Annotated in this window: 4 protein-coding genes; 2 read left to right on the forward strand and 2 right to left on the reverse strand. The window is 30.5% G+C overall.

The features are described from left to right. Nucleotides 1–79: 79 nt before the first annotated feature. Nucleotides 80–1,591: a hypothetical protein gene (locus tag MTX11_RS15615; protein ID WP_243475537.1), complete on the reverse strand. Its 1,512-nt coding sequence runs from the start codon at nt 1,589–1,591 to the stop codon at nt 80–82. Nucleotides 1,592–1,602: 11 nt separating this feature from the next. Then, nucleotides 1,603–6,450: an AAA domain-containing protein gene (locus MTX11_RS15620; RefSeq protein ID WP_243475538.1), complete on the reverse strand. Its 4,848-nt coding sequence runs from the start codon at nt 6,448–6,450 to the stop codon at nt 1,603–1,605. A 1,795-nt stretch (nt 6,451–8,245) separates the two neighbouring features. On the opposite strand from MTX11_RS15620, the gene MTX11_RS15625 reads away from it, so the two are divergent. Beyond that, nucleotides 8,246–9,226: a hypothetical protein gene (locus MTX11_RS15625; protein WP_243475539.1), complete on the forward strand. Its 981-nt coding sequence runs from the start codon at nt 8,246–8,248 to the stop codon at nt 9,224–9,226. Between the two features lie 114 nt (nt 9,227–9,340). Beyond that, the gene (locus MTX11_RS15630; protein WP_243475540.1) at nt 9,341–12,220 is read left to right on the forward strand and encodes a DEAD/DEAH box helicase; all 2,880 of its coding nucleotides are present in this window, start codon (nt 9,341–9,343) and stop codon (nt 12,218–12,220) included. The last annotated feature ends 1 nt before the right edge of the window (nt 12,221 follow it).

Genomic DNA, 12,221 nt, shown 5'->3' on the forward strand with positions numbered 1-12,221 from the left:
ATCAAATGTAGTTGCCATAATGCATCATTCCTGTTTTTAACAGTTTAAGGAAATGACACAGTTTTTTGAACACTACCAATTATTTTCTCAAATTAAATTCTCTCGATATATTTCTCTTCTTAATAACTTTTACAGTCGAAGTATTCGACATGTTTACAAGTTCATCATTTGTAAATAAGTCGCTTAATTCAAATTTACCCCATACCTTTTTCGGTTTACGGCCATTGAGCAATCTAGAATCCAAGAAGTTAGAGATTTCTTCTAATCGATTAGAATCTGTTGTAATAAAACCTATTGGGACAGTAATAGAACTATTTGGATCCGGTACTAGATGATATTGAACAACAGCGATCACCCCTTTTATCAACAAAACTTCGACATTATCAATTAAATTTTCACCACAAAGCATGGCTCCATTTTGGAGACGCATAGAATAGCGATTTTTTAATGGGGTTTCATTTTGTTCAGCAAAAAAAGGAACCAATAAAGGATCAGCAATATCAGACTTAAGGCTATCAATCAATTTATCATTGAACCTACTTAAATCAACACCATTTGCACCCCAGAAGGGAGTACTAGAAGTTAACCAAAATATTGGGTGATTTTTAGATGTATCTATATTTTTCTTAGCTTTAAGAAGCTCTTTAAAGAAAATATTAGAATTATGTTCTATGTATATAGGGCCTAAAATTCCCTTAGTTTCTGAACTACCATAGCCAGTTAATCTATTGTCTCTATCAACTAGCCAATTAGAGAAGTTAAATTGACCATTTTCAAAATATTTTACTAATACTTTATCACCAAATATAGAGCAGAAATCTAAGAATTTTATCCCTTTATTATTATCTGATTTTAAATTTAATAGAAAATCTGAAATACGAGCCTCTAACTCATAAGAAAGAATATAATTATTTCTATTACTTGATCTGACCTCTCTCGAAACTTTAGGTAAACCACTATCTGTAGGACTTAATTTAAATTCAATTTCTAAGGGAACATTTATAAATTTATCTTTTTCACAGTGCATAACTTTATATAATTTTGTGTTCTCAATATCCTTCTTGTTTTTTTTGTTTAGCTCTAAATATGACTTAAACTGAGATGAAAACTCTTCAATTACTTGTTCAACACTAATATCTAAAGTTTTTTGGTCAGCAGGAATTTCAAGAACACCAAATTTAATGTCAGAGTATCTAGCGTTTGGTAATACTTTAAGTGTTAATAAATCAAGAACAACTGTTTCAGAAACCTCTTCAAATTTAATTAAAGATGTTTCATTTTCAAAGTCATTATTGTTTTTATTTAATAAAAGGCTAGAAGGTTCCAATGCTCCTTTTTCATTAAATTTCGCTAACTTTTTCTCAACTAAAGAACTAATTAGAATTTCACTTTCATGTAAACTTAAACCAAAATATTGTGATAGATTTTCAGTATTAATTTCAGATAATAAAATAAGTAATCTACATGCAAAATCTTCTACTGCAGGCAAAGCTTCTTCTTTAGTTACTGCACAAAAAATTTTAAATTTACGTGCAGGCAACAGAACAGATACTATATTACCTGTTCTTTGAATCTCATAATCGATTTCCATAATTTTACCTATTAAATATTTTCAATAATTTCAAAATTCTCAGCTTCTTCAACTGCATATTTTTCTATAACATTCAAAACCTTATTCAAAGGAGATTCTTCACTACATTTTGACCACATGTTACGTGCACCGATAATTATCAATCTCTCTTGTGCACGACTCAAAGCAACATTAATACGTTCAGGATGTTGTAAAAAACCTTGACTAAAATTAGCGTTATCTCTAACAAGACTTAAAATGATTATTGAATTCTGTTGCCCTTGATATGAATCAACCGTATCAATCTTTATTAACTCTCTAATTGGTTGTAACCAATCTGTTTGGCTAATCATAGATTCAACTTTATCTTTCTGGGCTTTATACAGTGTAATAATACCTATTGGGTGTGAGTTTTCAGGCTGATCTTCTATAATTTTTTTCAGAAAATCACTAGCATTTACAATAGATTGCAAAGAGCTTTTAATTAAATTAACTTCCGCTTCATTGTAATAACCTGGATTAAGAGCAACTTCGTTGTACTGATCTGCGCTACTATCCACCCACACCACTGATTTCCGCATAGTTCCTTGTAATTCATCATACCATTCGGGACTTTTAGGTCTTCCAGTCTGTAATCCACCTTCAATTTCAGGATAAAACACTTCTGAAATAATTTTACAAATAGGCTCAACCATACGATATTGTGTACTTAAAGTAATACCTTTAGTTTTATTAAATGCCTTCTCAAAATCATGTACTTCAAAAATATTAGTGCTTTCATTCAATCTTTTTGCAGCAAGTTTTATATGCTTTTTATTGTAATGTGGAGGTAATTGCTTATGATCCCCAACTAGTAGGATACGTTTTCCTGACTGCATTGCTATCATTAGCTCTGATGCTTGAGCTCTAGCTGCTTCATCAATAATTACCCAATCAAATTCTACATTTTCAATTTGGATATTATTTTTACCAATACCAACTAATGTTCCACATACCAACTGCTTACTCTTTACAAGGAATTTATCGAAGTTTGCATCCCCTGATCTAAGAACAGCTAACCAATCATCCGATATTTTTAGTAAAGATTTTAATTTTTTCAACTCCGCAATATTATTGATAGAAAATTCATTGCAGAAATATGAAATAATTTCATCTAGATAATTACTATCTAAACTTAATTCAAAGTTATGCTTGTATTTAGAGTGTAAAATACTTTGGATGATTTCAATTTTATCCTGTATTTTATTTTCTATATCAACAATATATTCTTGTCGATTGCCTTTTGATTTTTCATTACTTAGTTCTAATTTCAATCTATCCACAACAATTAATATTGGACCTACTAATTGATATAATCTAATAAGTTCTAAAATAAAGTTTCTAGGTAAAGAGATATAATTAGCTAAAGACAGTATTCTTTGTTCATATTCTCTATCAAACTTACTAAGAATTTGTCTTTGAATTGATGAGGTACTGTAAGGAAGAATCTCGCTATCAATCATCGCTTCTTGACCTAATCGTACTATATTAAGGTCATTACCTAATTTATCTGATAATTGTTTAGTTCTAGAAACTACATTATCTACAGCTGTATGTGATTGACTTACTAGTAGGACATTTTTAACATCCATTTCTGAGAATAGGAAATAAACAAATTTACTAATAAAAGAAGTTTTACCTGTTCCAGGTGGACCCTGTAATACACTTATTGGAGAAACCTCGATAATCTTTTTAAAATTATCGATCTGCTCTAATGACATACCTTCATCTATATCTATAAGCTTTGAATTCAATGTATCCAAATTTAAATCAATTTTTTGATTTGCGATATTAATATCAGAGTTAATATCAAAATATGCAGGAATATCTCTTATAACAGAATTGTTATTTATGACCCTATTTAAGGCTTTTAACCTCCTATCTCTTGAAGCTTTATTACGAATTGATTCTAAAAACAAAGTATCACCAACAGAAAAATTATTTATATTAAATTTTCTAAATAAGTTAACTGTTAAGTAATCCAAATTAGTATCAACTATAACTAGCTCACCAATAGAAACTCCTTCTTTATTATAAACCCGCACTATTTCATCATATTCAAAATCTAAAGCACTTTCATTTTCAGCAAAATATTCAAAAACGTAATTCCCATCCTTATTTTCATTTATCTCATTAGAAGTAATAATGACACTTTCTCTAACTTCTTCTTCTGTTTCAGCAAGTGTAGTCCAGATTTTTGAAATAGGAATATACTTATCTGGAGTTATTTCCTCTATTATAGAATCATCTATAGAATATTTGTCTTCCAAATAATCGATTACTGAATTCAAATTTAAAATAATTTCCAAAAGTTGATTATTACTTTTTACATCACCTTTAGAAAATTTAAAATCACAAAGTAAATCCTCTGATTTCTTAGACTCAGCTGACACGACGTCAGAAAATGAAGCAGGATTAGCAAATAGCTTATCTATACACCTTTCCTCTACATCAACTACCACTTTTAAATATGTATTCAAGCCCGTTATATAACAATCAATTTTAGATGAAAATTCTCTATTTTCTCTGAAGTTAAATAAGAATTTACCATCAATGCTTTCCATTGTTAAATTTTCTATATTTACACGATTTCCTACAAAAACTTCTACGCTTCCTACTGTACTTATATAGGTATTATTGCCATCTATAATTATTTTTTCTTCTGTAAGAACATTTAATAATGGATCTAATGAAACGGGAATACCATTACTTAATTCATAGGCTAAAGAAATTTCCTTTTCTAACTCTTCAAATACTGTATTTTCAAAGATTTTTTCTACTATTTTATAAGTTGCATAAATATCCCTACCAAAACCGTCTGTTGTTGCAGGGTTTATTGGGGAAAACTCATTATTATATTTTTCAGATCCAAAGGATATATCAGCTATATCAATTAAGTAGCACTCATCATCAGATATAATTATATTCCCAGTATGTAAATCACCATGATAAATTCCTAACTGATGTAAATTAATAATATTATTAATTAGCTTTTTAGCAACTATTTTTTTAGATTCAATATTATTATCATTTACTAAATACTCATCTAAAGTTTCCCCATTAATATACTCATATATTTGATACAAGGTTGAATTACTACCAATATATCCATATTCAACATAATTGAGAGTCGAAACATTACTAGATTTTATTTTATCTATCTTCTTTTTAAACTCTAATATTCTTCTGCAATCTGCTAAGTTATTTTCATCCACATACATTGGATTCCACCACTTAACAACACAAGTTTTCCCTAAGTAATCTATTTTAAATCGACTATAATTTGCTGATTCCTTATTATTTTCATCCTCTATTGAATTAATAATACTTAGTGTGTAAAGTTCCTTAAAACTTTTATTATTTAAAAAATTCCCTTTCTGTAGCTCATTATAAAGATAGTTAAAACCACTCTCCAAATTAATACTAGTAACTTTATTAAATTCTTGCAGCATCAAATCTGCATTTTCAAATCTTTCATTTGGATCAAAGCTTAAAGATTTTTTCAACCACTCAGAAATTTTTTCATTAATATTTTCATCTTCAACAAATACAGGTATTCCATCCGTATCAGTTTTAAGAATATTACCCTTTGATAAAATAAAATAACAAATTACTCCCAATAAAAAAACATCCATTTTAAAAGGATCTTTTTTATCATCATAAACATCTTCAGGAAGATTTATAGTATTTGTTTTTAAAATCTCTCTATAATCTGATATTGTCCCTTTTTCTTTAAAATATGCAGAGAAAAATTGAGAAAATATTATTCTATCACTCACTTTCGAGTAATAAACATTATGTATTCCCAAATCTCTATGTGAAATATCTATATTATGAAGTTCAGAAATAGGTTTTAATAAAGCTCTAACTATATCGTATCTTTTCTCAACCGAATAAGATTCAAAATCTTTGACTATACCCCCAATTCTTTTTTCGGTTTTTCTTATTTTATATAATTCTGACGTATCATTTAATATTTCGTCCCTTTTAATAACAACTAGAGGGTCAAAAAAATAATCCCCCAACTTTTCATTCAAGCCTTCGACATATGATTTTAGTCTATGTTCTCTTAATATTATTTCTGACCATAAATCTTGTGAAGCATATTTACTACCTAGTTGATCAAAGTCCCAACGCCTCAAAATAGCAATATCTTTTGTTTCTTTATGAAAAGATTCAAATTCTTCAAACAGTTTTTTGGGGTGAATATAGTCACTTTCTTTTTTTGCTTGATAGTCATGATATTCATAATCTAAAGCTTTAACCTTCTTACCCAAAAAGAATTCGTCAAATACTTTTCTTGAATTTTCTGTATTAGGTCTATCATAGTTATACTTTGTAAAAATTCCATCAATGTTTGGAACTTTTTGAACAAAATCGTCATACTTACTTGAAAGGTTTAGAAAATCTTGTAGATTGTGGGTATATTCTTTTTCACTAGTCGTCAAATTTTCTTTGGTACAACTACCACATAGAACTACATGTGCTTCTACATGTGGAGAATAACCTCTTAGCTTATATTTCAACTCAGCTGCTAATAAATTTCGAATTCTTTGTGCATGAGTTCTTTTGATGTCGTATGGACTTTTACCTCTGCATTGCTTATTGACATACCATTTACCCTCAGAGCTTGTTAGTTCACCATTCCACTCCTTTAGCTCAACGACTAAGACTCTATCATGGGTAACAATTAAAAGATCAATTTCCATTGAGCCTTGATTATCAGCCAAAACAATACCTGCATAACCTTTCCAAGATGATCGGAAACTGTTTTCAATAAGGCTAATTGCATTTAATTCACTTTTATGTAATCCAGCACCCCCTAAAATTTTAATTTCCAATTTTTAAACCCCTTTTATTAATTGAAATTAGAATATTGATTAGTTTATCAATTTTTCATTGTTTTTTTTATAGATTACTACCAATTACTTAACACCCTCTTTTTAGTGCCTAATTGATAATTAAAAAAGGCTACTCCTAAATGGATGTAGCCTTTAATGTTTTGAGAACTTTACTGTTCATTTTTTACGCCTTTATTGGCTGCTCAATTTTTTCATGCTGACTTAAGCCATATTCCACTTCGTAATTGCTGTCGTAGACTCAGCTTTTTCTCGTCTAAGATGGAAGAACGAGACACTAATATTTTTCATGTCCGTGTGAACATTAGCCAGATTGCAAAGTACCTAGCAACTTCATATAAGTAATTTTCTTCAGTGACCAAACTTCAGAATACTTATACTTTATCAATCATGGTCTAGTTTGAGCGACCAAGCCCAAACATAAGAATGCGACCAAGCATTCTCTTAACCTTCTTCTAACATATTACCGAACATATTCTCATATGTGCCGACTCAGGCTTTCGCAGTGAGCAATCTGATGAATCAGACTGTTTTAGGATTCGCTTTAAGCTAGCTATCTCACTTAATACCCATCTCTTTATGAAGATAGGTATCACAACTTCCACAGGTATAACCTGCTTTATATGCGCTACTTGCCATCGCTCCCACACTGCATAAATTGACAGACTTTTAACCAATTTAAGTCCTCTATACAGTGCTTCCCAAGTTATTTCAAAGTGTCTTAACGTGCAGACCGTTTATCCTCTCGCTTGCATACATACTTCCTGTTTCCCCCAACCGTAGTTCCTTAGTTTTATCGGGATATGATGTATACATAACTTTATAAAGGGTAAAACTCTTACACTCCAATCAGCATCTATCGATTAATGCCGTTACACGTTTAAGCTATCCAGCGACCCACCCTGCTTGCGCCAGATGGTGCCGACTTCTCCACCGTTAGGCTCGAAGTCCTAGTACCTCACGGTACTCTCAGCAGCCATCGTGATTGGAAATGAGCATACTTTTCGCAAGTTGATCAATCTTGCCTCGATCAAGCATACACACTCAGCTATTAACGGAGACTAGCGCACATCCTGTGCTGCTCCTTACTGTTTCACCTTGAACAGGGTTTCAACTTAAAACAGATAGTTTCAAATCTAATCTGGCTATTCCTAACCAGATGACCATTTCGGAATAAATTCCTTATAGGCTCCCGTGTCCTTGTCGCCCAACAACTTTATATGCAATGCATATAGGAACTCTTAAATCCAAGTTGAATGAACGGATAGAAGAAGAGCATTGCAGCCCTTCAGCCCCCGTTGCAACGTACCGAGCGAGGTTTCCCCAGCAGTCCGCTACATCGGCAGTACAAGAATGGTTAGTTCAGGTACTCATGGCAATATGTATCAAAGTTTTGAATGGTGGTCTTAAGCCCATCCAAAACTTCAAAGAAGAAAATTAAGGATGGATGGTCAGTCCACTATTCGATTGATAATTTCATATTAGTACATCTAATTTTAAATATCAATAATATTGATAATAAATTTAAAATAATATAAATTTAACTTATGAAGTTTGTGTCGTTATTAGGAACTACTTAATTGCCACCTTACAAAGTGTGGTGACCATTCATAAAGCTATGGCTTTGCCATAGCGGTTTTGAGCAAAGCTCAAAAGTAAAAAAAGCCTTAATTTAGACGAATTCTATTGTTGACTGACATAAACATAGAGACGGGATTCCACAGGGACAAAGTGGATTGTTGATTTACAGCAAAACTATATTGTTGGATGACAAAAAATGATTGATTACAGCCCTCATACGAAATACACGGCACAGAAAATTCAGGACAAAGTCACTCGTGGCGCTTACTTCTATTCGTCATTTAGTGTGGATAATGGAATTAGTTCAACTACAAATAATGAGAAACTGATCAATAAATTAACTGTCAGGTATGGTCTGAATTTAACAAGTCGGCAGAGAAACTATCGTCTTAAAACAGGTAAGCCAATTGCAGACCTTATTGTTCAGGATGTGATATATGAAAATAGATGGCAATTCATTTTGCTTATCACCACACCCAACAGCCATAAGCATAGCAAACAGCCAGATCCCTCAAATAATCACCCTCAGCAGATCTGCAAGGAAAAAATTTTTGAAGTGGAGAAGATGGCATTTGATAAAGAGAGTGTTAATTCAGAAATCAATTTGATTCATGAATACTTCAATGATGAAGAACCTTTAAAATTTGTGATGAACAAACCGCACTTTGAATTAGATTTTGCTGGCTGTTCAGCAGAGCTGGTCAGGATGACCCATAAAAAATATAAGCCTAGTTCTGAAAAATTTTACAGAGTACCTAATAAGACTTTTAGCTGGACTTGGCGATGGAAAAAAGAGGTTGTTGAGCAGAAGAAAAGAGATTTGATAAACATTATAAATCGCTATGTTTCCCAAGTAGATAAAACAAGACCTCATCAGGACTTACTAAACTGGCAGTCTTATTTTCAAACCTATGCTGTTTTTAGGGGAATGAGGCAGCAGGTAGGACGTATCCATACCTTCGGAAAATTATTTTTCTATAATCGCAGCAAACAAAGATGGGAAAATAAGCAACTCCCCTCTATGAAATTGTATTTTCTGCCACGTTACAGACTATATGCACAAAGTTATGATGAATACTGCATAAGAAGAGATGTTTATACTCATTTTGGAAAAGAGCTTCCAAGAGAAATAGCTAAAGATGGAGATTGGGGGAAAATTGAAGAGTTTCTAGACTAATTTAAACTTTATGATCACTTCTTTAAAATGTTAAAAATAAACCAAATAGAGTATTCATTTTTATATAAAAAAACATTAATGTTAGATTTAATAAAAATATATACTTGAAATCAAATGATTGAAGAAATTGATACGCAGATACAAGACAACTTAAGAGAATGTCAAATAAAAAGTATTGAAGTAATTGCAAAGTATTTAAGATCAAAAAGTGAAGGATCTTGTTTAATTAGTTTACCAACCGGAGCAGGTAAGAGTGGCGTAATTTGTACAGTAAGCCACAATTGTAAATATAAAAAAATACTGGTTGTCACGCACAGAAGAGCGGTATGTGATCAGTTATATAGACAATTAAAAGGCAAATTTTTTGAAAAGATTTTACCTCCAGAATTTGATCATAAGTCATTTATAAAAAAAGACATTTTTAATAATATTAATGATATTTCAAAAGATGGTGTTTATTGTACTACCTTCCAAAAAATTACTAGTTTAAGTGAAAGTGAACTATTACTATTAAAAAATTCTTTTGCTCTCATTTTGATAGATGAAGGACATGCAGAACCATCTCCTAAATGGGGCGCTACTATAAGAGAACTAGTAGCTAAAAAAATAATTATTACAGCTACACCATATAGAAATGATCTATTTAGTTTCGATATAGATGTTAAGCATAGTTATATCTACACATATAAAAAAGCTACTGAAGATAACGTTATTGTTCAACCTTGTTTTGACATTATTAACATGAATCAATTAACTCAAAAAATTAGAGAGTTAAAAGAAGAACAACCAGATTCAATTTGTATAGTTAAGTGTAAAAACTTTTCAGATATTCAAGATTACTTTAATGAATTTACCTCTACATTTCGAACAGTAGCTATTCACGATCAATATGAAACTAATCCACTAGATCATAAGTATAATTATGTTCCACAAAATTTAGCCGAATTAGGATATGAGGTCTTAATACATCAACGAAAGCTTGATGAAGGTATTGATATTCCAGAAGCAAAAATTTTAATTCTTACTTATCCTGTTGGAAGCGGTAAAGAATTGGTACAAACTATAGGCAGGATTGTACGGATCTATAAAAATTATAAACCTACTGTACTCGAGGTTGGAGCAGAAAAAAATTTTAATTTATGGAAAAATTATCTTGAATTCGATGATTATCTTACAAATGAGAAGTCAGCTGCTAGATTTTTAAATACCCTTAATACAGCAAATTTAATTGATAAATACTTAGATGCATTTCCTGATAGAAGTTATTTTGAATCTAATTATCGGAAAAAATTTAATTTTAAAGAGTTTAATCCTATTGAATCTTTAGAAATTCCTTTAGCTTCAGTTTGTTTTTATAACAAATTGGAAGATTTCAATCTATATGATTGTTTGGATAAACTACATTGGGATTTTACTAGAGAAGGTGCCTTATCTAAATATGACTCAGAATTAGGTGTAATAACAGCAGTATGTTTTAATAACTCTAAATTTTTAAAGGATAGTCTATTCTTTGAGCCTTCATTAGAGATATTAATAGTTAAAGAATTAGACGATATTGTTGCTATTTTTGATAGTAGCGGCCGTAAATTTAATGATAGAGATGAACTTAAAATTGGTAGAGCGATTAATGTAGATCAATTATTTACAGTAGTATCTTCAACTAAAAAAACTATAACAAAACAAGCTAATACTAGAGCTTTACAATATAGTTTAAGCCGTGCTGAAGGGATTGCTCTTAAAGCAGAAAATTTAGAACTTATTAATCAAGATCAATCAAACTCTGCATATGCGATAACAACTACAGTTGTCTCAAATATCGATGATAATGATAAAATTGTTTCCTCTTATTATTTAGGAGTTGCATCCGGTAGAATTTCTGACCAGAAAAATTCTAAGTTTACTTATGCAGAATATATGCAGTGGTTAGAAGATATTAATAACCATCTTCAGTCAAATAAAAAACCAGCAAGTAATTTTCTTAATTCTTTTGCTCAAGTTGTAGATTATATTCCTACAGATGACCCAGTAGCTTGTATCTTAGATTTTACAGATAGTAAATTTTATGATTTGGAAATTGATTTTGATGGCTTTAGACAATCTATAGAGAATAATTTTATTTATAAAAAGTATAATAATGGAATTTACTTTTTTAAACTTTTTTATCAAAAAGATGATATTCTAATTAAAGAGTTAAGAAACTTCATTAAGTTTTCATTTAATGAAAAACTAGAATTAATTACTGAGTGTAATTCAGGTATTAATTTTTTCATTAATAAAGAATTAGCTGAATTGGAAGAAGTTTTTAATGAAAATACGGTTAAGCTATTATATAAAGATGGAACTGTATATTTAAATAAATATTTTTATAAGCAGGTATTACCAACTCAAAGTGGAAAAATAAATCAAAATATCATTAAAAATATTATTCCGTTGGAATGCTTAAAACATCCACAATTATCTGAAAAAGATGAGGATAATTTGACTCATAATAAATTTAGTCCTAACTCAATTTTTCATTTAATTGATCAAGTATCCAATATACATAATCCAAATGTTTTATATAGTGATTTGGGGCAATTCTATCAATATATTCCTAATGTAGATCTAGTGCTTTGTACAGATATGGGAACTGAACCTGCAGATTTTATCCTTTCTTCTAAAGAAAAAGTTGTTTTTGTTCATATAAAATGTGGAGATAGCTCTAAACGGCCTAAGTCTTCAGCTGGCGCACTTTGCGAGGTAGGAGGTCAAGCATTAAAAAATTTACATCACTTAGTAAATACCAGTCCTTTAAAGTATGGAAATATTACTAATATTCAGGGGGACTGGCCGAGCCCTACAGGAAATGATCAAGGTATTAAGCTAAATCGTATTAGATTGTTCAATAAGACTTTTAATATTGATCATATGCTTAATGAGGTAGTGTTCAAAAAACTGTGTCATTTCCTTAAACTGTTAAAAACAGGAATGATGCATTATGGCAACTACATTTGAT

It is taken from the genome of Acinetobacter lwoffii, from assembly GCF_022809915.1.
Lineage (GTDB): Bacteria > Pseudomonadota > Gammaproteobacteria > Pseudomonadales > Moraxellaceae > Acinetobacter > Acinetobacter lwoffii_M.

Bases quoted from the DNA above. Each gene is read 5' to 3' on its own strand.
- MTX11_RS15615 (WP_243475537.1), bottom strand. From the start codon at position 1,591: ATGGAAATCGATTATGAGATTCAAAGAACAGGTAATATAGTATCTGTT.
- MTX11_RS15625 (WP_243475539.1), top strand. From the start codon at position 8,246: ATGATTGATTACAGCCCTCATACGAAATACACGGCACAGAAAATTCAG.
- MTX11_RS15630 (WP_243475540.1), top strand. From the start codon at position 9,341: ATGATTGAAGAAATTGATACGCAGATACAAGACAACTTAAGAGAATGT.